Annotated in this window: 19 protein-coding genes; 8 read left to right on the top strand and 11 right to left on the bottom strand. The window is 66.3% G+C overall.

Annotated elements, in window-relative coordinates:
* Positions 1–7 precede the first annotated feature (7 nt).
* Positions 8–1,369: a homoserine dehydrogenase gene (locus AC1DFC_RS24005; protein WP_478180119.1), complete on the top strand. Its 1,362-nt coding sequence runs from the start codon at positions 8–10 to the stop codon at positions 1,367–1,369.
* 49 nt (positions 1,370–1,418) lie between these two features.
* Here the strand turns inward: AC1DFC_RS24005 and pgm are convergent, their stop codons facing one another.
* Positions 1,419–3,083, bottom strand: a complete 1,665-nt coding sequence (pgm, locus tag AC1DFC_RS24000) for a phosphoglucomutase (alpha-D-glucose-1,6-bisphosphate-dependent) (protein ID WP_478180118.1) — start codon at positions 3,081–3,083, stop codon at positions 1,419–1,421.
* On the bottom strand, positions 3,080–3,757 hold the full coding sequence (locus AC1DFC_RS23995) for an HAD family hydrolase (protein WP_478180117.1): 678 nt from the start codon (positions 3,755–3,757) through the stop codon (positions 3,080–3,082). The genes pgm and AC1DFC_RS23995 overlap by 4 nt, the downstream gene beginning before the upstream one ends.
* 187 nt (positions 3,758–3,944) lie before the next feature.
* Here AC1DFC_RS23995 and AC1DFC_RS23990 point away from each other — a divergent pair, with 187 nt between their 5' ends.
* Both AC1DFC_RS23990 and AC1DFC_RS23985 read left to right on the top strand, forming a co-directional pair.
* Entirely contained in the window at positions 3,945–4,289 is a 345-nt protein-coding gene (locus AC1DFC_RS23990; RefSeq protein WP_478180116.1) for a hypothetical protein, read from the top strand.
* Between the two features lie 122 nt (positions 4,290–4,411).
* Complete coding sequence (locus tag AC1DFC_RS23985; protein WP_478180115.1) at positions 4,412–5,761, top strand: putative bifunctional diguanylate cyclase/phosphodiesterase; 1,350 nt, start codon at positions 4,412–4,414, stop codon at positions 5,759–5,761.
* Between the two features lie 19 nt (positions 5,762–5,780).
* Here the strand turns inward: AC1DFC_RS23985 and AC1DFC_RS23980 are convergent, their stop codons facing one another.
* Genes AC1DFC_RS23980 through map form a run of 3 tightly spaced genes read right to left on the bottom strand, consistent with a single transcriptional unit; the run spans position 5,781 to position 10,315 of the window.
* Entirely contained in the window at positions 5,781–6,818 is a 1,038-nt protein-coding gene (locus AC1DFC_RS23980; RefSeq protein WP_413331480.1) for a sensor domain-containing diguanylate cyclase, read from the bottom strand.
* 43 nt (positions 6,819–6,861) lie between these two features.
* Entirely contained in the window at positions 6,862–9,468 is a 2,607-nt protein-coding gene (locus AC1DFC_RS23975; RefSeq protein ID WP_413313539.1) for a [protein-PII] uridylyltransferase, read from the bottom strand.
* 22 nt (positions 9,469–9,490) lie between these two features.
* Entirely contained in the window at positions 9,491–10,315 is an 825-nt protein-coding gene (map, locus tag AC1DFC_RS23970) for a type I methionyl aminopeptidase (RefSeq protein ID WP_007837809.1), read from the bottom strand.
* A gap of 156 nt (positions 10,316–10,471) precedes the next feature.
* Here map and purL point away from each other — a divergent pair, with 156 nt between their 5' ends.
* Positions 10,472–14,440, top strand: coding sequence for a phosphoribosylformylglycinamidine synthase (purL, locus tag AC1DFC_RS23965; RefSeq protein ID WP_478180114.1), 3,969 nt, complete (start codon positions 10,472–10,474; stop codon positions 14,438–14,440).
* 161 nt (positions 14,441–14,601) lie between these two features.
* Here purL and AC1DFC_RS23960 read toward each other — a convergent pair whose 3' ends face one another.
* The 6 genes from AC1DFC_RS23960 to AC1DFC_RS23935 form a co-directional block, all read right to left on the bottom strand.
* Positions 14,602–15,387 carry a peptidylprolyl isomerase gene (locus AC1DFC_RS23960; protein WP_413313534.1) on the bottom strand — a complete coding sequence of 262 codons (786 nt, stop codon included), beginning with the start codon at positions 15,385–15,387 and terminating at the stop codon, positions 14,602–14,604.
* A gap of 71 nt (positions 15,388–15,458) precedes the next feature.
* Positions 15,459–15,731, bottom strand: coding sequence for a BolA family protein (locus AC1DFC_RS23955; RefSeq protein ID WP_007837802.1), 273 nt, complete (start codon positions 15,729–15,731; stop codon positions 15,459–15,461).
* A complete protein-coding gene (locus AC1DFC_RS23950) occupies positions 15,731–16,273 on the bottom strand; it encodes a septation protein A (RefSeq protein WP_007837800.1) in 543 nt (180 codons plus the stop codon). The genes AC1DFC_RS23955 and AC1DFC_RS23950 overlap by 1 nt, the downstream gene beginning before the upstream one ends.
* Complete coding sequence (gene msrB / locus AC1DFC_RS23945; RefSeq protein WP_007837799.1) at positions 16,270–16,680, bottom strand: peptide-methionine (R)-S-oxide reductase MsrB; 411 nt, start codon at positions 16,678–16,680, stop codon at positions 16,270–16,272. The genes AC1DFC_RS23950 and msrB overlap by 4 nt, the downstream gene beginning before the upstream one ends.
* Positions 16,677–18,158, bottom strand: coding sequence for a protein adenylyltransferase SelO (locus AC1DFC_RS23940; protein WP_478180113.1), 1,482 nt, complete (start codon positions 18,156–18,158; stop codon positions 16,677–16,679). Before AC1DFC_RS23940 ends, msrB begins: the two co-directional genes overlap by 4 nt.
* 63 nt (positions 18,159–18,221) lie before the next feature.
* Entirely contained in the window at positions 18,222–19,304 is a 1,083-nt protein-coding gene (locus AC1DFC_RS23935; protein ID WP_478180132.1) for an AraC family transcriptional regulator, read from the bottom strand.
* 231 nt (positions 19,305–19,535) lie between these two features.
* Between AC1DFC_RS23935 and AC1DFC_RS23930 the strand changes: the two genes are divergently transcribed.
* The 4 genes from AC1DFC_RS23930 to AC1DFC_RS23915 all read left to right on the top strand — a co-directional run bounded on the left by AC1DFC_RS23930 (position 19,536) and on the right by AC1DFC_RS23915 (position 25,014).
* A complete protein-coding gene (locus AC1DFC_RS23930; protein WP_007837796.1) occupies positions 19,536–21,179 on the top strand; it encodes a 3-(methylthio)propionyl-CoA ligase in 1,644 nt (547 codons plus the stop codon).
* Positions 21,180–21,319: 140 nt separating this feature from the next.
* Positions 21,320–22,549: a branched-chain amino acid ABC transporter substrate-binding protein gene (locus tag AC1DFC_RS23925; RefSeq protein WP_007837795.1), complete on the top strand. Its 1,230-nt coding sequence runs from the start codon at positions 21,320–21,322 to the stop codon at positions 22,547–22,549.
* Positions 22,550–22,748: 199 nt separating this feature from the next.
* Positions 22,749–23,981: a branched-chain amino acid ABC transporter substrate-binding protein gene (locus AC1DFC_RS23920; RefSeq protein WP_007837794.1), complete on the top strand. Its 1,233-nt coding sequence runs from the start codon at positions 22,749–22,751 to the stop codon at positions 23,979–23,981.
* A gap of 79 nt (positions 23,982–24,060) precedes the next feature.
* On the top strand, positions 24,061–25,014 hold the full coding sequence (locus tag AC1DFC_RS23915) for a branched-chain amino acid ABC transporter permease (protein ID WP_007837793.1): 954 nt from the start codon (positions 24,061–24,063) through the stop codon (positions 25,012–25,014).
* Positions 25,015–25,017 lie beyond the last annotated feature (3 nt).

Raw genomic sequence — 25,017 nt, 5'->3', positions numbered from 1 at the left:
GATGTCCATGTACCGCGATCCCGTTGAATCCCTCGAGCCCCTGCACAGCCGCCCTGCGCTGAACCGTACCCTGCGCGTGGGGATGATCGGTATCGGAACCGTGGGCTCGGGCACCTTCCGCGTGCTCGTGCGCAACCAGGCCGACATTGCGGCGCGGGCCGGCCGGGCTATCGAACTCGTGATCGTTGCCGCGCGCAACCTGGCGCGCGCCGCCGGCATCGTGGGAGAGGGCGTTGCGCTCACGGCCGACCCGATGCAGGTCGCCGCGCATCCCGACGTCGACGTGGTCGTGGAGGTGGCCGGCGGCACCGGGCCCGCACGCGACTGGGTGCTGGCCGCCATTGCGCATGGCAAGCACGTGGTCACGGCCAACAAGGCATTGCTCGCGGTGCACGGCGCCGAGATCTTCGCCGCCGCGCGAAAACAGGGCGTGGCCGTGGCCTACGAGGGGGCGGTGGCCGTGAGCATTCCCATCGTCAAGGCGCTGCGCGAAGGCCTGGCGGCCAACCGCATCGAGTGGGTGGCCGGCATCATCAATGGCACCACCAATTTCATCCTGAGCAAGATGCGCGATGAAGGCCTCGACTTCGCCGCCGCGCTCGCGCAGGCCCAGGCGCTGGGCTATGCGGAGGCCGATCCGAGCTTCGACATCGAAGGCATCGACGCCGCGCACAAGCTGTCTTTGCTGGCCGCCAACGCCTTCGGCATGCCGCTGCGCTTCGCCGATGTGCAAGTGGAGGGCATCACCGCCCTGCAAGGGCTGGACGTGGCCTGCGCCGAGCAGCTGGGTTACCGCATCAAGCTGCTGGGCGTGGCACGCCGGCAGGCGTCGGGTGTCGAACTGCGCGTGCAGCCCGCACTCGTGCCCGCCACGCATCTGATGGCACAGGTGAACGGTTCGATGAACGCCGTCATGGTCAAGAGCGATGCGGCGGGCCTGACGATGTACTACGGTGCGGGTGCCGGCTCGGAGCAGACGGCCTCGGCGGTGATCGCCGATCTCGTGGACGTGGCGCGGCTCGACGGCGTGAATGCCGCGCAGCACGTGCCGCACCTCGGCGTGCATGAGCACGCGACGAACGCGTTGGCGGTGTTGCCGCGTGCCGCCGTGCACACCTCGCACTACCTGCGGGTGCCGGTGCGCGCGGTCAGCCAGATCCAGGCGGTCACGGCCTGCCTCGCAGAGCAGAAGGTGCCGGTGCGCCAGGTCGCGCTGGCGGCCGAACGCCCCGGCATCGGCCCCCAGGTCTTGGTGCTGACGGGGCCGGTAGCGCAGGGCACGCTGGACCTTGCCGTGCATGCGTTGCAGGCGCGTTCCGAGGTGGCAGGCGTGGTGGCGGCGCTGTGCGTGGAACTGCTGGAAGGTTGAGCCACGAACGCCGCTAGCGAAGCGCGCAGAACGTCGCGCCTGCATTCCTTCAGGGCGCAGAGAGCGCCCCGTCCACCACGTGCTGCGCTTCTTCAAGAATGCGCGCGAGGTGGTCCTTGCCCTTGAAGCTCTCGCCGTAGATCTTGTAGATGTTCTCGGTGCCCGATGGCCGCGCGGCGAACCAGCCGTTGTCGGTCACGACCTTTACGCCGCCGATGGCCGCGCCGTTGCCCGGCGCATGGCTCAGCACATTGACGATCTTGTCGCCCGCCAGCTCGGTCGAGCGGATCTGTTCCGGCGAGAGGCTGGACAGCCGCTTCTTCTGCTCGACGGTGGCGGCCGCATCCACGCGGTCTGACACCGGCTGGCCCAGCGCCTGCGTCAGCTCGGTGTAGCGCTCGCCGGGGTCGCGCCCGGTGCGCGCGGCGATCTCGGCCGAGAGCAGGGCGGGCACGAGGCCGTCCTTGTCGGTGGTCCACACCGAGCCGTCCTTGCGCAGAAAGGTCGCGCCCGCGCTTTCCTCGCCGCCGAAGGCCAGCGAGGCATCGACCAGCCCTTCTACGAACCACTTGAAGCCCACCGGCACCTCGTACAGCCTGCGGCCGAGCCGTGCGGTGACGCGGTCGATCATCTGGCTGCTCACCACCGTCTTGCCGACGGCCGCCTGCGCCGGCCAATGCGGGCGGTGCGTGTAGAGGTAGTCGATCATCACCGCGAGGTAGCTGTTGGGTTGCATCAACCCGGTGCTGCCCGAGACGATGCCGTGGCGGTCGTGGTCGGTGTCGCAGGCGAAGGCGATGCCGAAGCGGTCCTTCAATTCGATCAGCTTGTGCATGGCGTCGGGCGACGATGGGTCCATGCGGATGCGGCCGTCCCAGTCGAGCGACATGAAGCGGAAGGTCGGGTCGACTTCCTGGCTCAGCACGTTCAGGCGCGTGAGCTTGTAGCGCTCGGCAATCGCGGGCCAGTAGCGCACGCCCGCGCCGCCCAGCGGGTCGACACCCAGGTTGAGGTTCACGTCGCGGATCGCGTCCATGTCGAGCACCTGCGCCAGGTCTTCGACGTAGGTGTTCAGATAGTCGTGCCGGTGCGTGGTCGATGCGCGCAGCGCCTGCGCGAGCGGCATGCGCTTCACGCCTTCGAGCCCGTTGGCCAGCATCCTGTTGGCGGCCGTCTCGACGGCCGAGGTGATGTCGGTGCCTGCCGGTCCACCGTTCGGCGGGTTGTACTTGAAGCCGCCGCTCTCGGGAGGGTTGTGCGAGGGGGTGATGACGATGCCGTCGGCGAGCCCCCCAGCGCTGCTGCTGCGCCCGCGGTTGTAGACGAGGATCGCGTGCGACACGGCCGGCGTCGGCGTGTATTCGTCGTCCTTCGAGATCATCAGCTCGACCCCGTTGGCCGCGAGTACCTCGACCGCGCTGTTGAAGGCCGGTGTCGACAGCGCATGCGTGTCGATCCCGAGGAACAGCGGCCCGTCGATGCCTTTCTGCTTGCGGTAGTCGCAGATCGCCTGGCTGATCGCCAGCACGTGCCATTCATTGAACGCATCGTCGAACGAGGAGCCGCGGTGCCCCGAGGTGCCGAAGGCCACGCGCTGGCTCGGCACCGACGGGTTGGGCCGTCCGGTGTAGTAGGCGGAGATCAGGCGCGGTATGTTGACCAGCAGTTCGATGGGGGCGGGCTGTCCCGCGAGAGGGTTGGTTGCTTGGCTCATGCGGGTGGAAAGTCGAGGTTGATGATGTCGCCGATGCGCTCGATGGCGATATCGGCGGGCGCATAGGCGGCGTTGGCCTGCGTGTCGAGCGCATAGTGCCCCTGCCGCACGAAGACCGTCGTCAGGCGCGATCCCCAGATGGCCTTCATGGCCGAGAGGATGCGCAGCTTGTCGTCGATCATCACGTAGTGCCGCGCGGGGTAGCACTGCTCGACGGCGTCGAGCATCTGTTCCTTGTGCACGTAGATCAGCACGCGGCCCTCGGTGGTGTCCCAAAGGCCGGAGCGTTGCACCTTGCGCGGCTGGAACACGACGTCGCCGTCGGACAGGATCACCGTGGGCCCGCGCTGGCGCAGGTGCTTCAGCGTCTCCAGCGCGCCGGGGTAGAGCCGGTCGGCAAAGGGGTAGTCGATGAGAAATTCCGACATCAGCAGCAGCCGCGAATCGCTCATGCCGCGGCTGCTTTCCTCGGCGCGGTAGCGCTGCAGGGCGCCGAGGTAGTCGACATAGCCGAGCTCGTTGCGCAATTGCTCGAAGGCCGTCCAGTAGCGGCTGGCGCTTTCGGCGCCGAAGGTCTGTTCGAGATGGGTGCGAAGGTCGGCGATGATGCCGTCGTTGTCGAGCAGGGTGTTGTCGACGTCGATCAGGAAAACGGTGGCAGGGGGCGGTGTCATGGTGTGTGGCGGGTGGGCCAGAACTGCGCGCGTCGCTTCCAGCATACGCTTCGAATGCGACCCCGGACGGCCGCAGCGCGATTTTGTCGAGGCTCCGAGATCCATTGGCTTGAGCCGTGCCGGGGATCGGCCTCGGAATTGAATAAGCTCCTGCTCAGGGTTGCAGTTTGAAGAAGGAGCAAGACAGATGCGCATCACCAACGGTCGCCACTGGATCGGCCTGCCGGCCATGGCCATGGGCCTTTTGCTGGCTGGCTGCCAGGCGCCACCGGCCGACCGCCCCCTGACATCGGAAGTCCCCGAACCCCCGAGCTTCGTCACGCCGCCCGAAACCTGCCAGGCTGCTGCCGTGCGGTTTGGCCTGGGCCTGCGCGTCAGCCAGCAGTTGCTGGAAGAGATGCGCCAGCGCGCCGGCGCCCGCCTGGCACGTACGGTGCCCGCCGTGGAAAAAGCCGATCCGATGCAGGACACGGCGAGGCTCAACGTGCAGGTCGAACCGACCGGCCGCGTGGTGGGGGCCTATTGCGGCTAGGAGACGCGGCGTGGGCCCGGGTGTTGTGTGAATGCAGCGCTCATGTAACTAATATTAGCTAATAGGCACGCAATCGCCCCAATTGGGGGAACAATAGCCCGCGACCTCCGGAGCCCAGTCTTTTGTCGAACAAGCAACCCACAGTCTCTTTGCCGTCGTACTACGACGGGTCGGCACGTCTCCCGCCGGACGAGGTGCTGCGCCCGTTGATGGACGACTGGGCCCGTGCAGGCAAGCGCCTGGCTGCCGTCTGCTACATCGACCTGGACCGCTTTGCCTTGCTGAATGACCGCCTTGGCATGGTGGCGGGCAATGTCGCCCTCAAGGAGGTGGCCCGCCGCATCAAGGCTCAGCTGCCGCGCGAGAGCGTGATGGCCCGCGTGGGCGGCGACGAGTTCGCGGCCCTGTTCGCCGGCCTCGGAACCTCGCAGTGCACCCAGGTGCTGGAACGCATCCAGGCTTCCCTCGCCGAGCCCTGGAGCTGGCATGACCAGGCGGGCAGCATCGACGCGAGCATCGGCGCCATGCTGCTCGACAGCAATGGCCCGCCCCCTGAAACCGCGCTGCGCCAGGCGCAGCACGCCGCCTTCTTCGCCAAGCGCGCGGCCGACGGCAAGGTGCATTACTTCGACGCGCCGCAAGCGCGCGCCGACGAGCAGGTGGTGCGCGAGCGCCAGCGGATCCAGGAAGGCCTGCTGCAGGGCGAGTTCTTCCTGGTCTACCAGCCCAAGGTCGACATGCAGCGCGGCGTGGTGGTCGGCGTCGAGGCGCTGTTGCGCTGGCAGCACCCCGAGCGCGGCCTGCTGCCGCCGGCCCAGTTCGTGCCGCTGATCGAAGACGACGCGCTGGTCGAGCAGGTCGGCGACTGGGCCATCGCCACGGCCCTTTGGCAGGCGCACCAGTGGCGCCTGGCGGGCCTGCAGATGTCGGTGAGCGTGAACGTGGCACCGCGCCACATGATGCGCTGGGACTTCGTCGAACGGCTCGCGCGGCACCTGTCGCAGTTTCCGAAGCTGGGTGCGGGCATGCTGGAGCTCGAGATCCTGGAAACCACAGCGATCAGCCAGTTCGCGAACGTCGCGCTGTTCGTCGAGGCTTGCAAGACGCTGGGCGTGGGCGTGACCATCGACGACTTCGGCACCGGCTACTCCTCGCTCACCTATCTGCGCCAGCTGCCGGTGTCGACCGTGAAGATCGACCAGTCGTTCGTGCGTGGCATGCTCGACAACGGCCAGGACCACGCCATCGTGCAGGGCATCATCGCGCTGCTCCACGCGCTCGGACTCACGGCGGTGGCTGAAGGCGTCGAAACGGTGAAGCAGGGCGAAGAGCTGCTCGCCCTGGGCTGCACGCTCGCCCAGGGCTACGGCATTGCCATGCCGATGGCGGCCAAGGACATCGTGCAATGGGTGGCGCAGTACGAGCGGGCTCCCCTGTGGGGTACCCGCGCGGCGGCGCTGCCCGGCGCCTGAGCGCTGCGGCGGCGTCCGTTCAGCTGGACGCAGGAACCACGGCGTCGCGGACCATGGCCCGGCGGCTTTGCTTGACGGCGCGCATCGCGGTGTCGGCTTGGCGCAGGGCGGCCTCGGCAGAGACGGTGCGGGGGTCGACGGCCACCACGCCGACACTGGCGCCGCCGTAGTCGATCGTCAGGTGCCGCAGCTTCAGCTCGAAGATGGTGTTTTCCGCCAGACGGTCGGCCATGGCCCGCGCGCCCGTGCGCGGCGACTCGTCCAGCGCGGGCCCGAGGCCGATCACCACGAATTCGTCGGAGCCGAAGCGCGCCAGCATGTCGCTCGCGCGCACCGAGGCCGAGAGCTGTTTTGCCATGGCCGACAGGAACTCGTCGCCGACCTCGTGGCCGTGCGTGTCGTTGATCTTCTTGAAATTGTCCATGTCGATGAAGCCGACCAGCACGCTCTGCCCGCCGCGCGCGCCCTGCGCCAGCATGCGCTGCAGTTCGTCGGTGAGCGCGCGGCGGTTGGGCAGGCCGGTGAGGGCGTCGGTCGCGGCGTGGGTGGCGAGCTGGGCCTGGGCTTTCTTGAGCTTTGCGACGAGCAGCTCGCGCTCCACCTGCTGGCCGATCAGCCGCGCGAAAAGCCGCAGCACCGGCTCGGTATGCGGCGGCAGCGGCAGCTGTTGTGAGCTGGCACCGCACAGGACACCGAAGAGGTCGCCGCTTCCGGCCGTCACCGGTGCGCTCACACAGGTCTGGATGCCGAGCCGGCGGGCGGCGTCGGCATCGCCCCAGCAGCCGCCGGCGTCGTCCGTGTAGATGCGGCCTTCCTCCATGGCATGCCGGCAGAGCGTGTCGGCCCAAGGCACCGGCGCACCCTCGGGCAGGGACAATTCACCGGCGTTGTGGGCGAACAAGATGTGCTGTCGGCCCTTGTCGAGGTCGATGGTCGTGAGGTAAGCCGACTCCAGGCCCGTCGCCGCCTCGAGCATTTCGAGCATCGGGCGTACGAGGTCTTCCAGCGTCTTGGCCGAGGAGACGGAGTCGGATAGCTGTTCGATCAAGGATTCCATGGCCGACATTCTGATGGCATCGGTTGCGTTCGGGAGGGCAATTTCAAGAGGCCAGAGCTTCCATCAGCTCGGTTTCGATGGCCAGTTGCGTTTTTTGGCCCTGGAGTTCGGGGCCGCTGATCAGGAAGGTGTCTTCCACCCGCTCGCCCAGCGTCGTGACCTTGGCGAGCTGCAGGTTCAGGTGATGGCGCGCCAGCACCCGGGCCACCGAGTACAGCAGGCCGGCACGGTCGCTGGCCGAGATGTTGAGCAGCCAGCGCTGCGCCTTGTCGTCCGGCAGCAGGCTGATGCGCGGCTTGATCGGAAAGCTGCGCACCCGGCGCGAGACCCGGCCCATGCTGGGTGGGGGCAGGGCACCGGCCTCGGTGAGCGTCTGCGCCAGGCCCGACTCGACCATGCTGATCAGGTCGCGGTAGTGGTCCGGCACGAAGGTGGTCACCACCTGGAAGGTATCGAGCGCGTAGCCGTTGCTCGCGGTGTGCACCTTGGCGTCGAGGATGCTGAAGGACGCCTGGTCGAAGTAGCCGCAGATGCGCGCGAACAGGTCGGGCTGGTCGGGCGTGTAGACCACCACCTGCAGGCCTTCGCCCACCGGCGACAGGTGCGCGCGCACCACAGGCGGCGCCTTCGGGTCGACCGGCACGTTACTGGGCGGCACGAAGCGCGAGAGCTGCTTGGCGTGCCAGGCGATCTCGGTGGCGTCGTGGCGCATGAAGTAGCCCACGTCGAGCGTGTCCCACAGCGCCTTGTGCGCCTCGAAGCGCTGCGCGTGCAGGGCCAGTTGCACGAGCGCCTCGCGCTTGCGCGACTCGACCTCGGCATCCGGATCGGGCATGCGTCCGCCCAGTGCGCGCAGCGTGTAGCGGTACAGGTCTTCGAGCAGCTTGCCTTTCCAGGCATTCCACACGCGCGGGGAGGTGCCGCGGATGTCGGCGACGGTCAGCAGGTAGAGCGCCGTCAGGTAGCGCTCGTTGCCTACTCGCTTGGCGAAAGCGCCGATCACCTCGGGGTCGCTCAGGTCCTGCTTCTGCGCGACCTGGCTCATCACCAGGTGCTCGGCCACCAGAAACTCGATGAGCCTGGAATCTTCGCGGGCGATGCCGTGCTGCTTGCAGAAACGCTGAACGTCGCGCGCGCCGAGTGTGGAGTGATCGCCGCCGCGGCCCTTGGCGATGTCGTGGAACAGGGCGGCCACGTACAGGATCCAGGGCTTGTCCCATCCGGCCGCCAGCTGCGAGCAGAACGGGTATTCGTGCGCGTGCTCGGCGATAAAGAAGCGCCGCACGTTGCGCAGCACCATCAGGATGTGCTGGTCCACCGTGTAGACGTGGAACAGGTCGTGCTGCATCTGCCCCACGATGCTGCGGAACACTCGCAGGTAGCGCCCCAGCACCGAGGTCTGGTTCATCAGCCGGAACGCATGCGTGATGCCGTAGGGCTGCATCAAGATCCGCATGAACGTGTCGTGGTTGACCGGGTCGTTGCGGAACTTGCTGTCCATGACGTGGCGCGCGTTGTAGAGCGCGCGCAGCGTGCGCGCCGACAGGCCCTGCACGCCGATGGTCTTCTGGTACAGCAGGAAGGTTTCGAGCACCGCATGCGGCTCGCGCTCGTAGAGGTCGTCGCTGGCGATCTCGATCAGGCCGGCACGTTCGTAGAAGCGCTCGTTGATCGGTGTGTGCTGCTCGTCGATGGGCTGCAGGCGCTCGGCAATGTTGAGCAGCAGGATCTGGTTGAGCTGCGACACCGCCTTGGCCGCCCAGTAGTAGCGCCGCATCAAGGCCTCGCTCGACTTGCGCTGCGACTCGCCTTCGTAGCCGAAGCTTGCCGCCACGGCCGTCTGCAGGTCGAACACCAGCCGATCTTCGCGCCGATTGGCAATCACGTGCAGCCGGGCGCGGATCAACGAGAGCAGCGCCTCGTTGCGCTTGATCTGCTGCGCCTCGAACGGGGTGGCCAGGCCGTTCTTGGCGAGGTCGTCCCAGCGGCCGCCGTAGCCGGCGGCCTTGGTCATCCAGAGGATGGTCTGCAGGTCGCGCAGGCCACCCGGCGATTCCTTGCAGTTGGGCTCCAGCGCGTAGGGCGTGTTGTCGAACTTCTGGTGGCGATGCCGCATTTCCTGCGACTTGGCCACGAAGAAGGCCTGCGGGTCGATGGCGCGGGTGAAGCGGCGGCGGAAGGCGGTGAAGAGCTTCTTGTCGCCCACGATCAGGCGTGCTTCGAGCAGCGAGGTCTGAACGGTGACGTCCTTCTCGGCCTCGGCCAGGCATTCCTCGACCGTGCGCACGCTGGAGCCGATCTCGAGGCCCGCGTCCCAGCAATGGCCGATGAAGGCCTCGATGCGGGCCGGGTCGATTTCGCTCTCGTGGCCCTCGGGCGGCAGCAGCAGGAGCACGTCGACGTCGGAATACGGAAACAGCTCGCCGCGCCCGAAACCGCCCACGGCAGCCAGCGTGAGCGAGTCGCCGAAGCCGGCCTCGCGCCACAGGGTGCAGAGCGTTTCGTCGGCCAGCGCCGAGAGCTGGCGCAGCACCGCGTGCACGCTGCGGGTCGGTGCGCGCGCAAAGCGCAGGGTGTCGAACAGGGCGAGCTTCTTGGCGCGATAGGCTTCGCGCAGCGTCGCTACGTCGATCTTGGCTGCTTCGATCACGGCCGGGGAGCGCGTGTGCGCGTCAGGTTTTGGTCGAGGTGACGAAGGAGGGCGGCGGCGGGCTGCCCGCGGACAACGTCAACACCTCGTAGCCGGTCTCGGTGACGAGCACCGTGTGCTCCCACTGGGCCGACAGCGAATGGTCGCGCGTGACGATGGTCCAGCCGTCGTATTGGCCGCCCTTGAAGTCTTCCTTCACGTCGCGCTTGCCGGCGTTGATCATCGGCTCGATGGTGAAGATCATGCCGGGCTTGAGTTCTTCCATGGTGCCCGGGCGGCCGTAGTGCAGCACCTGGGGCTCTTCATGGAAGCGCTGGCCCACGCCGTGGCCGCAGAACTCGCGCACGATCGAGAAGCCCTGGCCTTCGGCGAACTTCTGGATCGCGTGGCCCACGTCGCCCAGATGCGCGCCGGGGCGCACCTGCAGGATGCCGTGCCACATGGCTTCGTAGGTGATGCTGCACAGGCGCTTGGCGGCGATGGAGGCGTCGCCGATCACGAACATGCGGCTGTTGTCGCCGAACCAGCCATCCTTGATGACGGTCACGTCGACGTTCATGATGTCGCCCTTCTTCAGGGGCTTGTCATTGGGAATGCCGTGGCAGACCACGTGGTTCACCGAGGTGCAGAGCGACTTCGGGAACGGGACGCTGCTCGCGCCCATGTAGCCCACCGTGGCGGAGGTGGTGCCCTGCTTGACCATGTACTCGGCGGCCAGCCGGTCGACATCGTTCGTTGTGATGCCGGGCTTGATGAAGGGGGTGAGGTAGTCCAGCACCTCGGAGCCAAGGCGGCAGGCGACCCGCATGGCTTCGATGCCCGCAGCGTCTTTGTAGTTAATGCTCATGCCCGAATTATCCCATTCACCAAGCTAAAATTCCGGGTTAACGCGGATGACCCCAGTCAGCGGCCATCCGCCTCGATTCCTTGAATTCCAACGCGGCCCCCGAGGCCCCCATCGACCGTGACGCAGCCCGCACCTCAAGCCCTTCCTGTCGTAACCATGTTCGAGGGCGGCAGCGCGCTCAGCGACTTCCGCGCGCGGCAGCTGCTGCCGAAGCTGCAGGCCATCGAGCCGCGCATCGAGGGCATTTCCGCCCGTTTCGTGCACCTCGTGGTCACCGATGCGGCGCTGGATGCGGCCGGCCGCGAGCGCTTTGCCGCGCTGCTGGCCTACGGTGAGCCCTTCGAGGCGCCGGCCAAGGCGGGCACCTCGGTGGTGGTCACGCCGCGCCTGGGCACCGTGTCGCCCTGGGCTTCCAAGGCCACCGACATCGCCCACAACTGCGGCCTGGCATTGCGCCGGGTCGAGCGCGTCACGCAGTACCACCTGAAGCTCAAGGCCCCGTTGATCGGCAAGGCGCCCGTGATCGAGGGCGACACGCTCGCCGCGGTCGCCGGCCCGCTGCACGACCGCATGACCGAATCGGTGCTGGCCACCGTCGAGCAGGCGGCCAGTCTGTTCAGCGAGCTGCCGGCCCAGCCGATGGCGCAGGTCGACGTGCAGAGCGGCGGTCGCGACGCGCTGGTAGCGGCCAACACCGGTTTCGGCCTGGCGCTGGCCGAGGACGAGATCGACTACCTCGTTGACGCCTTCACTCGCCTCGGGCGCAACCCCAGCGACGTCGAACTGATGATGTTCGCGCAGGCCAACAGCGAGCACTGCCGCCACAAGATCTTCAACGCCCAGTTCACCATCGACGGCAAGGCCCAGCCCCAGAGCCTGTTCTCGATGATTCGCCACACCGAGAAGCAGAACCCGCAGCACACGGTCGTCGCCTATGCCGACAACGCCTCGGTGATGGAAGGCGCGACCATCGAGCGCTTCATTCCGGCACACGGTTCGCAGAGCTATCAAAAAGATAGCGCCCTGAACCACGTGCTGATGAAGGTCGAGACGCACAACCACCCGACCGCGATTTCCCCGTTCCCGGGCGCCTCGACCGGCGCGGGCGGCGAGATCCGCGACGAAGGTGCCACCGGCCGCGGCTCCAAGCCCAAGGCGGGCCTGACCGGCTTCACTGTGTCCAAGCTCTGGCCGGAAGAGGGCCACTACGGCAAGCCCGAACACATCGCGAGCCCGCTGCAGATCATGACCGAGGGCCCGCTGGGGGGCGCCGCGTTCAACAACGAATTCGGCCGGCCCAACCTGCTGGGCTACTTCCGGGAATACGAGCAGGCCGTGGCGAGCGACCTTGATACCGTGCAGCGCGGCTACCACAAGCCCATCATGATCGCGGGCGGCCTCGGCAGCATCGACGCCACCCAGACGAAGAAGATCCAGTTCCCCGCCGGCTCGCTGCTGATCCAGCTCGGCGGCCCCGGCATGCGCATCGGCATGGGCGGCAGCGCCGCCAGCTCGATGGCCACCGGCGCCAACGCGGCCGAGCTCGACTTCGACTCGGTGCAGCGTGGCAACCCCGAGATCGAGCGCCGCGCGCAGGAGGTCATCAACCACTGCTGGCAACAGGGCGCGGCCAACCCGATCCTGGCGATCCACGACGTGGGCGCGGGCGGCCTGAGCAATGCCTTCCCCGAACTGACCAACGACGCCGGCCGCGGCGCGCGTTTCGACCTGCGCGCCGTGCCGCTCGAAGAGTCGGGCATGGCCCCCAAGGAAATCTGGTGCAACGAAAGCCAGGAGCGCTACGTGCTGGCCATCGCGCCGGAATCGCTCGCGCAGTTCAAGGCTTTCTGCGAGCGCGAGCGCTGTCCGTTCTCGGTGGTCGGTGTGGCGACCGAAGCGCGCCAGCTGCTGGTGGCCGACGAAGGCGCCGAGGTGCAGCCTGTCGACATGCCGATGGACGTGCTGCTGGGCAAGCCGCCCAAGATGCACCGCGACGTGAAGAGCGTGGCGCGCACGTTCAAGCCGCTCGACCTCACGGGCGTCGACCTGCAGAAGGCCGCCATCGACGTGCTCTCGCACCCGACCGTCGCCTCCAAGCGCTTCCTGATCACCATCGGCGACCGCACCGTGGGCGGCATGAGCCACCGCGACCAGATGGTCGGCCCGTGGCAGGTGCCTGTGGCCGACTGCGCCGTGACGCTGGCCGACTACAAGGGCTTTGCCGGCGAAGCGATGAGCATGGGCGAGCGCACGCCGCTGGCCGCGCTCGACGCGCCGGCTTCGGGACGCATGGCCGTGGCCGAGGCCATCACCAACCTGCTGGCTGCGCCCGTCGAGCTCTCGCGCGTCAAGCTCTCGGCCAACTGGATGGCCGCCTGCGGCGAACCCGGCGAAGACGCTGCGCTGTACGAGACCGTCAAGGCCGTGGGTCTGGAACTGTGCCCGGCGCTGGGCGTGTCGATCCCGGTCGGCAAGGATTCGCTGTCGATGCGCACGCAGTGGAAGGACAACGGCGAAGCCAGGAAGGTCACCTCGCCCGTGAGCCTGATCGTCACCGCCTTCGCCTCGCTGGCCGATGTGCGCGGCACGCTCACGCCGCAGCTCGACGCCGAAGAAGCCGACACCACGCTGGTGCTGATCGACCTGGGCCGCGGCCAGCACCGCATGGCCGGCAGCATCCTGTCGCAGACGCTCAACCAGAGCGGCGACACCGTGCCCGATCTCGACGACCCGGCACAATTGGTCGCGCTGGTCGATGCCGTGAACGCGCTGCGCGCCGAGGGAAAGATCCTCGCGATGCACGACCGCAGCGACGGTGGCCTGTTCGCCACCGCTTGCGAAATGGCCTTTGCCGGCCACGTCGGCGTGGCGCTGAACGTCGACATGCTGGTCACCGAAGGCGATGGCATTTCCGACAGCCGCATGGAAACCGGCGACGCCAAGAACTGGGCGCAGCAGGTCAGCGCGCGGCGCGAAGAGCTCACGCTCAAGGCGCTGTTCAACGAAGAGCTGGGCATGGTGCTGCAGGTGCGCACGGCCGAGCGCAACGACGTGATGCAGGTGCTGCGCGCGCACGGCCTGAGCGCTCACAGCCACTTCGTCGGCAAGACCCGGCCTGCGAGTTCCACGATGGATGCCGGGAAGGGCAAGCTCGAAGTCTGGCGCGATGCCAAGTCGGTGTTCAGTGCGAGCCTGCACGACCTGCACCAGGTATGGGACTCAGTCAGCTGGAAGATCGCCCGCGAGCGCGACAACCCCGCCTGCGCCGATGCCGAGCATGCCGCGGCAGGCGTGCCTTCGGACCCCGGCATGCATGTGTTTCTGCCGAATGCGCAGCCCGCGGCGCCGGCCATCCTGCAATCGCGCCCCAAGGTCGCCATCCTCCGCGAACAAGGCGTCAACTCGCATGTCGAGATGGCCTACGCCTTCACCGAAGCCGGCTTCGAGGCCTTCGACGTCCACATGACCGACCTGCAGACGGGCAGGGCGGACCTCGCCAATTTCAAGGGCGTGGTCGCCTGCGGCGGCTTCAGTTATGGCGACACGCTGGGTGCCGGCATCGGCTGGGCGCGCAGCATCACCTTCAACCCGAAGCTGGCCGAGCAGTTCAAGACCTTCTTCGGCCGCGCCGACACCTTCGGGCTCGGCGTGTGCAACGGCTGCCAGATGTTCGCCGAGCTGGCCGACATCATTCCGGGTGCCGAAGCCTGGCCGCGCTTCACCACCAACCAGAGCGAGCGCTTCGAGGCCCGCCTGTCGATGGTCGAGGTGCTCGAATCGCCGAGCATCTTCTTCCAGGGCATGGCCGGCAGCCGCCTGCCGATCGCGGTCGCGCACGGCGAGGGCTATGCCAACTTCAAGCACCGCGGCGACGCCGCCAAGGCCATCGGCGCGATGCGTTTCGTGGACAACCACGGCCAACCGACCGAGCAGTACCCGTTCAACCCGAACGGCAGCGCGGGCGGCCTGACCTCCGTGACCACGCCGGACGGCCGCTTCACCGCCGTGATGCCGCATCCGGAACGCGTGTTCCGCAACATCCAGATGAGCTGGACGCCGGGCGACCGCAGCGAGCTGAGCCCGTGGATGCAGATCTGGCGCAATGCGCGCAAGTGGGTCGGCTGATCGACGCAGCAAGCCCGTTCGGCGGGCAACAAAAAAGCGGCCCACGGGGCCGCTTTTTTTATTTCCAGAACACCGCGGAACCGGCTTCGCCGGGCCGCAGATGTTGCCCCCTGCAAAGGGTGGCGTAGCGACGCGAAGTGCGCGAAGCCTGTGAGTGTGCCCTATTCCACCTTTGCCTTCGCGCGCAATTCTTCCTGATACTTCTGCAGGCGCTGCTGCTGCAGCTGCTGCGTGATCTGCGGCTTCACTTCTTCCAGCTTCGGCAGCTGGGCCTGGCGGATGTCGTCGACGCGGATGATGTGCCAGCCGAACTGGGTCTTGATTGGAGCGGGGGTGGTCTCGCCCTTCTTGAGCTTGATCATCGCTTCCGAGAACTCGGGCACGAAGCCCGCGGGGTTGGCCCAGTCGAGGTCGCCGCCGTTGGCGCCCGAGCCCGGGTCCTTGCTCTGCTTCTTGGCGATGTCTTCGAACTTGGCACCCTTCTTCAGGTCGGCCATGATCTTCTTGGCCTGGTCTTCGGTCTCGACCAGGATATGGCGCGCCTTGTATTCCTTGCCGCCGTTGGCAGCAACGAACTTGTCGTACTCGGCCTTCACGTCGGCGTCCGAGATGGGGTTGGTCTTGCGGTAGTTCTCGAACAGTGCGCGGATCAGGATGGCCTGGCGGGCGAGTTCGAGCTGGTTCTTGTAATCCTCGCTGGCGTCCAGGCCTTGCTTCTGGGCTTCCTGCATGAACACTTCGCGCGCCACGATTTCCTCACGCAGCTGGCTCTGCATCTCGGGCGTCACCGGGCGGCCTGCGGCGGCCAGCTGCTGCGCCAGAACTTCCATGCGGGCCTTGGGCACCGGCTTGCCGTTCACGATGGCTGCGTTCTGCGCCAGAGCCGCCACCGGAATGGCACCGATCAACGCTGCGGCCGCAACGGCCTGCAAGATGTGTTTTTTCATGAAATGAATATCAGGCTGGAGAAGAAATGCGCGTGTAGGAATAAGCGCGTGAAAGAAAGCGGGCAGAGGGCTCAAAGCACCTCGATGGCGATGGCGTGAAGGCCCTGCGCGATAAAAACCTGGAGGGCATCATACACAAGCCGATGCCGCGCCACGCGGGGCTTTCCGGCAAACAGCGGCGAGGCGATGCGCACTCGGAAATGGCTGCCCCGTCCTTGCGCATTGGCACCGGCGTGGCCCGCGTGGGCGCTGCTTTCGTCGATCACTTCGAGCTGCGTCGGGGCCAGCGCCTCGCGCAACGCGGCTTCGAGGTCGGCGGCGGTGGGGAGGGAGGCGGTGCGCATCAGGCGGTCGGCTTGTCGTCGCCCTTGATGTGCGGCGCAATATAGAGACCCTGCGCCACCAGGAAGACGATCGGGAACACATAGCCCCAGAGCTTGAAGTTGACCCAGGCCTCGGTCGTGAAGTACGCCGCCACGTAGCCGTTGATGAGCGCCATGAACAGGCAATAGCCGATCCACGCCACGTTGAGCCGGCCCCAGATGCGGTCGGGCAGCTCGAGCTGCGAGCCCAGCAGCATCTTGAGGAAGTTCTTCTTCAGCGCCCAGAGCGCCACCGCCAGCGCGATGGCCATCGCGCCGTACAGCACCGTCGGCTTCCACTTGATGAAGCGGTCGTCGTGCAGCACCAGCGTGAGCGTGCCGAACAGCAGGATCAGCACCAGCGTGGCCTTCTGCATCGCCTGCAGCTTGCGCTCCATGGCATAGATGATGGCCATCTGCACCACGGTGGCGGCCATGAGCACGCCGGTGGCGGTGTAGATGTCGGCGAGCTTGTAGGCGCCGAAGAACAGGAGGATGGGAAAGAAGTCGAGGAGCAGTTTCATTTTTTATGGAAGTCGAGCGACGCCGAGTTCATGCAATAGCGCAGGCCGGTTTCGGTCGGGCCGTCAGGGAACACGTGGCCCAGGTGGGCGCCGCAATTGGCGCACACGTTCTCGGTGCGCACCATGCCGTGCGATCGGTCGACGATGTTCCTGATGGCACCGGGCACCGCTTCTTCAGAGAAGCTGGGCCAGCCGCAGCCGGCATCGAACTTGGTCGATGATTCGAACAGCTTGGCGCCGCAGCACACACAGTGGTAGGTGCCGTCGTCCCAGTGCGCTTCGTACTTGCCGGTGAAGGGGCGTTCGGTGGCCGCGTGGCGCGTCACCTCGAAGGCCGCGGGCTCGGCGCCTTTTTCAGCGAGCAGGGCTTTCCATTCGGCGTCGGTCTTCTGTACGGGAGTGGTCATGATGAGCAGCTGATTTCGATCGTGGAGGCCCAGTCGGGCGGGAAGCCGGCGAGTGCGTCGGCGTCGGGATGTTCTTCAAATGGGGTCTCGAGCACAGCCAGCAAGGTTGCCACACCCGAGTGGTCTTTTTGCTGACTTGCTTCGATCGCTTGCTGCCCCAAGTGGTTGCGCAGCACGAACCTGGGGTTGGATTTGAGCATCAGATCGGCGGCCTGCGTACGTCCAGTGGTCGTATGGCGCTCCGAAAACGCTAGCAGCCACGCGTCGAAGCCCTCGCGGTCCAGGAACAGGCCGCGCACCGGCTCGACGTTGCCGTCGGCCATGTGGTTCGAGAGCCGGCGCCAGAAGATGGTGTAGTCGACCTTGCCGGCGGCCAGCAGCTTGAGCACGCCTTCGATCAGCGCGCGGTCGCCTTCGGCCGGGTTCGCGAGCCCGAGCTTGGCGCGCATGCGGCCCTCGAACTCGTTCGGGAACACGGTCTTGTACGACTCCAGTGCGGCCACCGCGACTTCCTGGTCGCCGATCAGCGGCAGCAGCGCCTGTGCGAGGCAGAACAGGTTCCAGTAAGCCACGTTGGGCTGCTGGTTGAAGGCGTAGCGCCCGCTGGTGTCGCTGTGGTTGCAGATGTGGCGCGGGTCGAAGCCATCGAGGAACTGGAACGGGCCGTAGTCGATGGTGAGCCCGAGGATGCTCATGTTGTCGGTGTTCATCACGCCGTGGCAGAAGCCCACGGCCTGCCATCGGGCGAGCAGGGCGGCGGTGCGCTCGCTCACGGCTTCGAGGAAGGCGGCATACGCGTTGCCACCGAAGCGCCCGGTGGTGCGGCACGCCGGGTAGTGGCGGTCGATGACGTAGTCGGCCAGCGCGCGCAACTCATCTTCGCGCTGGTTGGCCGCGAAGTGCTCGAAGTGGCCGAAGCGGATGAAGCTCGGTGCGACGCGGGTCACGACGGCCGCGCTTTCCGGCTCCTCGCGGTACACGCGGGCGTCGGACCCCGTCACGCACAGCGCGCGGGTGGTCGGGATGCCGAGGCCGTGCATGGCCTCGCTGCACAGAAACTCCCGGATGCTGGAGCGCAGCACCGCGCGGCCGTCGCCGCCGCGCGAGTAAGGCGTGCGGCCCGCGCCCTTCAGCTGCACTTCGAGCCCGCCTTCGGTCTCGCCGACCGTGATCGCACGTCCGTCGCCGAGCTGGCCTGCCCACACGCCGAACTGGTGGCCGCTGTAGACCGTCGCGAAGGGGCGGCTGCCGGCGACGGGCAGGTTGCCGGTCAGGGCAGCGAGCGTGCCGTCCGACGAATGCCAGCCGGCCGGCAGCCCGAGTTCGCGTGCTACGGCTTCGCTGCGGCCCACCCAGTACGGATCGGGCAGGGGCGTCGGCCTCAGTTCAGTGAAAAATGCCGGGCCCAAGGCGGCGAAACCGGGTTTCCAGCGCAACCCCAGGTCCGCGACCTCGGTGTCTTCAGCAAGCAAGCTCATGCCCGGATTGTCCGGCACAGCGCGTAACCCCTTGCCGAACGGGCCATCGCGGCCCGCGCGCCCTCAGGCCGCGAGTGCGGCAGGCCCATTCCAGATGCGCGCCCGGTATTGCGCTGGCGGCACGCCGAACCAGCGCTTGCAGGCGCGAAAAAAGTTGCTGCTGTCGACGAAGCCCAGCCTGTCGGCTACTTCGGTCAATGTATGTCGGTCGTCGGCAAGGTACTGCTGCGCCAGCTCGCGACGGGTGCGGTCGAGCAGCGACTGGAACGACACCGACTCCTCCTGCAACCGCCGCTGCAGCGTGCGCTCGGCCAGGCCCAGACCCGAGGCCACGTCCTGCCGGCGCGGCTCGCCGTGCTGGAGCCGGCGCGCGATCTCGGCGCACACCAGGCTGCTTGTGGTGGCCTGACCCAGCAGATCGAGTTGTTCGTCCAGCAGATGCTCCTGCATCTCGCCGAGCGTCTCGTGGTAGGTGGGCAGCGGCATTGCCATGTCGGCGCTCGACAGCAGCAGGCGGTTGGCCGCTGCATTGAAGCGCACCTCGCAGCCGAAGGCCTCCCGGTGCAGCCGGTCGCTGGTCGGCGCGGGATAGACGAACTCCATCGCCAGCGGCTGCAGTTCGCGCCGCGTGAGCCACTGGCACTGCATCAGCGTGGTCAGCAGGGCGTATTCGACGCGCTGGCGCGGAATCGGCAGGCTGCCGCCGGTGTGTTCCATTGACAGCCAGCAGCCGCGCGGCTCGGGATGCAGCGAGAAGCCGGTCGCATCCGAAATCACGGCCATGTAGCGCGCCAGCCGCGCGAGCGCCGCCCCGAGCGTGGCGCTGCACGACATCGCATGGCCCACCGTTCCCAGTTTGCTGTGCGTGGCGGCCAGGTCGCGTTGCAGGCCTAGCATGGGCTTGCCGGCGCGGGCTACCGCGAGCTGCCACATCACCGTGACCTCGTCGACCGGGATGCGCGTGTTCTGCCGGTGCAGCGAATCGGGATCGAAGCCGGCGTCGCGCAGCAGCGAGGGCACGTCCAGCCCCTCGGCCTCGAACATCGAGAGCACGCCTTCGAGCCAGGCGGCCGAGCTGGTACGCAGCTCAGGCTGCGGGATGCCGCCGGTCGGCCGGCGTTGCGGCCCACGCTGGCGGTGCGGCACGGAGGCTCCTGAAGTCATTCGTTTGGCTTCCTTGCGATAGGGGTGAAAACGGCGCCGGTTCCTAGAATTTTCCGCGTGCTCGGCGGCCGGAAGTATGCGGGGTCGCGCACCGGGCCAGGAATTCGAGGCCAGATTCCGCAGTGCGGGTTTGTGTCATTGTGAAAGTCGCCGAAGCTTGCGTGAATCCGATGTCCGCAAGTTCATGAAGTCATTTCTTTCAGGAGTCCGTAGATGCTGGGTTTGATGCAAGACCAACCGCTTTTGATCTCGTCGCTGATCGAGTTTGCCGAGCGCCACAACGGCGACGGCGAGATCGTCTCGCGCCGGGTCGAGGGCGACATCCACCGCACGACGTGGGGCGGTATCGCATCGCGTGCCCGGCAGGTGGCCAATGCGCTGGACGGCGAGCAGCTGCTGTTCAGCGACCGCATCGCCACGCTGGCCTGGAACGGCTACCGCCACCTGGAGCTGTACTACGGCGTGAGCGGCAGCGGCCGCGTGCTGCACACCATCAATCCGCGCCTGCACCCCGACCAGATCGCGTGGATCGCCAACCATGCCGAAGACCAGATCCTGTGCTTCGACCTGAGCTTCCTCCCGCTGGTACAGGCGGTGCACGCCAAGTGCCCCACGATCCGGAAATGGATTGCACTCTGTGATGCCGACAAGCTGCCCGCCGACAGCGGGATTCCCAACCTCGTGAGCTACGAGGGCTGGATGGGCGCGCAGTCCAATGACTACGAATGGCCGACTTTCGACGAGAACTCAGCGTCGAGCATGTGCTACACGAGCGGCACCACGGGCAATCCGAAGGCCGCGCTCTACAGCCACCGATCGACCATGCTGCATGCCTATGCCGCGGCCCTGCCAGACGTGATGCGCCTGTCGGCGCGCGACTCGGTGCTGCCGGTGGTGCCGATGTTCCACGTCAATGCCTGGGGCATTCCGTATTCGGCCGCACTGGTGGGCTGCAAGATCGTGTTTCCCGGCCCCGCGCTGGATGGCAAGTCGGTGTACGAGCTGATCGAATCCGAAGGCGTGACCTTCGCGGCCGGCGTGCCCACCGTGTGGCAGATGATGCTGGGCCACATGCAGGCGAATGGCCTGAAGTTCTCGAAGCTCAACCGCACCGTCATCGGCGGCTCGGCCTGCCCGCCGGCCATGATCAAGGCGTTCCAGGACATCTACGACGTCGAGGTGCTGCACGCCTGGGGCATGACCGAGATGAGCCCGCTGGGCACGCTGTGCACCCTCAAGAACAAGCACCTGTCGTTGCCGGCCGACGCCCAGCTGCAGATCCGCATGAAGCAGGGCCGTGCCATTTTTGGCGTCGACATGAAGATCGTCGATGGCGACGGCAACGAACTGCCGTGGGACGGCAAGGCCTATGGCGACCTGCTGGTCAAGGGCCCGTGGATCGTCAAGGAATACTTCAAGGGCGAGGGCGGCAACCCGCTTATTCCCGATGCGCGCAATCGCGGCTGGTTCCCCACCGGCGACGTCGCCACCATCGATGCCGAGGGTTACCTGCAGATCACCGACCGCAGCAAGGACGTGATCAAGTCCGGCGGCGAGTGGATCAGCTCCATCGAGATCGAGAACATCGCCGTTGCGCACCCGGCCGTGGCCATGGCCGCGTGCATCGGCGTGTTCCATCCCAAGTGGGACGAGCGGCCGATCATCGCGGTCGTGAAGAAGCCCAATGCCGAGGTCACGCGCGAGGAACTGCTGAAGTTCTATGAGGGCAAGACCGCCAAGTGGCAGATCCCGGACGACGTGGTGTTCGTCGAAGCCATCCCCATCGGCGCCACCGGCAAGATTTTGAAGACCAGGCTGCGCGAACTGCTCAAGGACTACAAGCTGCCGACCCTTTGAAGACCCGCGCGAGCCCTGCCGCGCTGTCGCGCAGGCGATAGGAATTCCGCCTCGGCGGTCAAGCTTGCGGGCAATCCCTGTGCGGCGAAAAAAAGGGCGCTTGTAGGCTGGCACTCCGCCTTACAAACTGGAGACTCTTCATGCAATTTGCTATCAAGTCAGTAGCTGCCTGTGCAATGTTGGTGAGCCTGACCGCTGCATTCGCTCAAAAGGGCGAGACCGTCAAGATCGCCTGGCTCGACCCGCTTTCCGGCCTCATGGCGGCGGTCGGCACCAACCAGCTCAAGACCACCCAGTTCCTTGCAGAAGAGTTCAACAAGAAGAACCAGTCGGGCGTGAAGTTCGAGATCATCGCGCTCGACAACAAGCTCAGCCCGCAGGAAACCACCGCCGCGCTGCGCTCGGCGCAAGACCAGGGCGCGCGCTACATCATGCAGGGCAACGGCTCCGGCCCCGCGCTCGCGATCATCGACGCCATCGAGAAGAACAACGCGCGCAATCCGGGCAAGGAGCTGCTGTACATGAACTACGCGGCCGTCGACCCCGACCTGACCAACAGCAAGTGCAGCTACTGGCACTTCCGGCTCGACGCCGACACCTCCATGAAGATGGAGGCGCTCACCACCTGGATGAAGGACCAGCCCGACATCAAGAAGGTCTACATCCTCGGCCAGAACTACGCCCACGGCGTGCAGGTGTCCAAGTTCGCCAAGGAAGACCTGAAGGTCAAGCGCCCCGACATCCAGATCGTCGGCGACGACCTGCATCCGCTGGCCCAGGTGCGCGACTTCTCTCCCTACATCGCCAAGATCAAGGCCTCGGGCGCCGACACCGTCATCACCGGCAACTGGGGCTCCGATCTGTCGCTGCTCATCAAGGCCGCCAACGACTCGGGCCTGAACGTCAAGTTCCTGACCTACTACGCGCCGGGCGCCGGCACGCCTACGGCCATGGGCGCCACGTCGGACGGCAAGGTCTACACGGTCGCCTACGCCCACTACAACATGGGCGGGGAGATCCAGAGGCTGCTCGGGGGCTACAAAAAGCGCATGAACGACGACCTCACGCAGTCCTCGATCTACCACGTGTTCGCGTTGCTCGACGCGGCCTTCGCCGCCACCAAGTCGACCGACCCGGTCAAGGTGGCCGCGGCGCTGGAAGGCATGAAGATCAAGAGCTTCAACGGCGAGGTCGAGATGCGCAAGGCCGACCACCAGCTGCAGCAGGGCCTGTACATCGCGCGCTGGGAGAAGGCCAGCGCCAAGTACCCGTACGACGCGGAGAACACCGGCTACACGAATGTTCCCGTGAAGTACTACGAGTCGTACGTGGCGAGCACGCCCACCACCTGCCAGATGAAGCGCCCATGAGCGTCTTTGCGAGCGCGTTTCCTACCCGCGGGTAGCAGATGTCTACCCGTGGGTAGCAGCTTGGAGAAACGCGGTGTCGCATGCGCGATAGAAACGGGCCTTTGCGGCACCCCTCTTACGGGCATTCCCTGAGGGGAGGGGCTGCAAACGCTTGTACTCTCGTGCGGCGTTTCGAATCGGTTTGACCAGGAGATATAGATTGAATTTCGCTCTGAAAATCGCCGCCGCAGCCGTCATCGCTGCCACCGCCACCGGCGCCCTTGCCCAGAAGGGTGAAACCGTCAAGATCGCATGGCTCGACCCGCTGTCGGGCCTCATGGCCGCGGTCGGTACGAACCAGCTCAAGACCTTCCAGTTCTTCGCCGAAGAATTCAACAAGAAGAATGCGGCGGGCGTGAAGTTCGAGATCATCGGCATCGACAACAAGCTCAGTCCGCAGGAAACCACCAGCGCACTGCGCTCGGCCCTCGACCAGGGCGCGCGCTACATCGTGCAGGGTAATGGTTCCGGCCCCGCACTGGCCATCATCGACGCGCTCGAGAAGAACAACGCGCGCAATCCCGGCAAGGAAGCGCTGTACCTCAACTACGCCGCGGTCGACCCCGATCTGACCAACAGCAAGTGCAGCTACTGGCAGTACCGCTTTGACGCCGACACGTCGATGAAGATGGAAGCGCTGACCACGTACATGAAGGACCAGCCGGAGATCAAGAAGGTCTACCTGCTCAACCAGAACTACGCGCACGGCCAGCAGGTTTCCAAGTTCGCCAAGGAAGACCTGAAGCACAAGCGCCCCGACATCCAGATCGTCGGCGACGACCTGCACCCGTTGGCCCAGGTGCGCGACTTCGCGCCCTACGTCGCCAAGATCAAGGCCTCGGGCGCCGACACCGTCATCACCGGCAACTGGGGCTCCGACCTCGCCCTGTTGATCAAGTCGGCCAACGATTCGGGCCTGAACGTCAAGTTCTACACCTACTACGCCGTGACCACGGGCACCCCGACCGCCATGGGTGCCGCGTCCGACGGCAAGGTTTATCAGGTCAGCTATGCCCACTACAACATGGGCGGCGACATGCAGAAGTACGCCGAAGAGTTCAAGAAGAAGTTCAACGACGACCTCTACACCTCCGACATCTACACCGTGTTCCAGGCCCTGACCGAAGCCTTCGTGAAGACCAAGTCGACCGACCCCGTCAAGGTGGCGGCCGCGATGGAAGGGCTGAAGTTCAAGAGCTTCAACGGCGACATCGAGCTGCGCAAGACCGACCACCAGGCGCAGCAGGGCCTGTACATCGCCAAGTGGGAGAAGGCCAGCGCCAAGTATCCGTACAGCCCGGAGAACACCGGCTACACGCTGGCGCCCGTGAAGTTCTACGACGCCTACGTGGCCAGCACGCCGACCTCGTGCCAGATGAAGCGTCCCTCCTGAGTACGGGAACGCGCCAAAGCGGTCGAGGCCCGACTTCAACACTCGGGCCTTTTTCTTTTCTTACTGACACGAAAGACCGATGAACGTCGAATTCTTCGTCATCTCGCTGCTCAATGGCGTGAGCTACGGCTTGCTGTTGTTCATGCTGAGCTCCGGCCTCACGCTGATCTTCAGCATGATGGGTGTGCTCAATTTCGCGCACGCCAGCTTCTACATGCTGGGCGCCTACTTCGCCTACACGCTGTCGGGCATCGTCGGCTTCTGGCCGGCGCTCTTCATTGCGCCGCTGCTGGTGTTTGCGCTGGGTGCGGCCTTCGAGCGCTACTGCCTGCGCCGGGTCCACAAGTTCGGCCACGTGCCCGAGCTGCTGGTGACCTTCGGCCTTTCGTACCTCATCCTCGAACTGGTGCAACTGGTGTGGGGCCGCTCCACGGTGCCGTACGGCCTGCCGTCGGCGCTGCAGGGGCCGCTCTTCACGCTCTACGGCACGCAGTTTCCCAAGTCACGCTCGTTCATCATGCTCGTGGCGGTCCTGATGCTGGTGTCGGTGTGGCTGCTGCTCACGCGCACGCGCATCGGCCTGGTCATCCAGGCGGCGCTGAAGCACCCCGACATGGTCGAGGCGCTGGGCCACAACGTGCCGCGCGTGTTCATGCTGGTGTTCGGCGGCGGTGCCGCGCTGGCGGGCCTCGCGGGCGTGGTCGGCGGCAACACCTACGTCACCGAGCCGGCCATGGCGGGTTCGGTCGGCTCCATCATCTTCGTGGTGGTGGTGGTCGGCGGCATGGGGTCGCTGGCGGGAGCCTTCCTGGCCTCGCTGATCATCGGCATCGTGCAGACCTTCGCCGTGGCCATGGACCAGTCGCTCGCGACCGGCCTGCAGGCCTTTGGCGTGGTAGTGAGCGACCAGACCTTCGGCTACGAACTGCTGAAGCTCACCATCTCGCAGGTGGCGCCCATTCTTCCGTACCTGTTCCTGGTGCTGATCCTCATCTTCAGGCCCAAGGGCCTCCTCGGAACGCGGGAGGACTGACGC

The organism is Variovorax sp. 10L421 (genome assembly GCF_056395365.1).
Note: the sequence above shows the minus strand (reverse complement) of the source record. Positions and strands in the feature narration are given on the sequence as shown.

Bases quoted from the DNA above. Each gene is read 5' to 3' on its own strand.
- AC1DFC_RS24005 (WP_478180119.1), top strand. From the start codon at position 8: ATGTACCGCGATCCCGTTGAATCCCTCGAGCCCCTGCACAGCCGCCCT.
- pgm (WP_478180118.1), bottom strand. From the start codon at position 3,083: ATGAGCCAAGCAACCAACCCTCTCGCGGGACAGCCCGCCCCCATCGAA.
- AC1DFC_RS23995 (WP_478180117.1), bottom strand. From the start codon at position 3,757: ATGACACCGCCCCCTGCCACCGTTTTCCTGATCGACGTCGACAACACC.
- AC1DFC_RS23990 (WP_478180116.1), top strand. From the start codon at position 3,945: ATGCGCATCACCAACGGTCGCCACTGGATCGGCCTGCCGGCCATGGCC.
- AC1DFC_RS23980 (WP_413331480.1), bottom strand. From the start codon at position 6,818: ATGGAATCCTTGATCGAACAGCTATCCGACTCCGTCTCCTCGGCCAAG.
- map (WP_007837809.1), bottom strand. From the start codon at position 10,315: ATGAGCATTAACTACAAAGACGCTGCGGGCATCGAAGCCATGCGGGTC.
- purL (WP_478180114.1), top strand. From the start codon at position 10,472: ATGTTCGAGGGCGGCAGCGCGCTCAGCGACTTCCGCGCGCGGCAGCTG.
- AC1DFC_RS23960 (WP_413313534.1), bottom strand. From the start codon at position 15,387: ATGAAAAAACACATCTTGCAGGCCGTTGCGGCCGCAGCGTTGATCGGT.
- AC1DFC_RS23955 (WP_007837802.1), bottom strand. From the start codon at position 15,731: ATGCGCACCGCCTCCCTCCCCACCGCCGCCGACCTCGAAGCCGCGTTG.
- AC1DFC_RS23950 (WP_007837800.1), bottom strand. From the start codon at position 16,273: ATGAAACTGCTCCTCGACTTCTTTCCCATCCTCCTGTTCTTCGGCGCC.
- msrB (WP_007837799.1), bottom strand. From the start codon at position 16,680: ATGACCACTCCCGTACAGAAGACCGACGCCGAATGGAAAGCCCTGCTC.
- AC1DFC_RS23940 (WP_478180113.1), bottom strand. From the start codon at position 18,158: ATGAGCTTGCTTGCTGAAGACACCGAGGTCGCGGACCTGGGGTTGCGC.
- AC1DFC_RS23930 (WP_007837796.1), top strand. From the start codon at position 19,536: ATGCTGGGTTTGATGCAAGACCAACCGCTTTTGATCTCGTCGCTGATC.
- AC1DFC_RS23925 (WP_007837795.1), top strand. From the start codon at position 21,320: ATGCAATTTGCTATCAAGTCAGTAGCTGCCTGTGCAATGTTGGTGAGC.
- AC1DFC_RS23915 (WP_007837793.1), top strand. From the start codon at position 24,061: ATGAACGTCGAATTCTTCGTCATCTCGCTGCTCAATGGCGTGAGCTAC.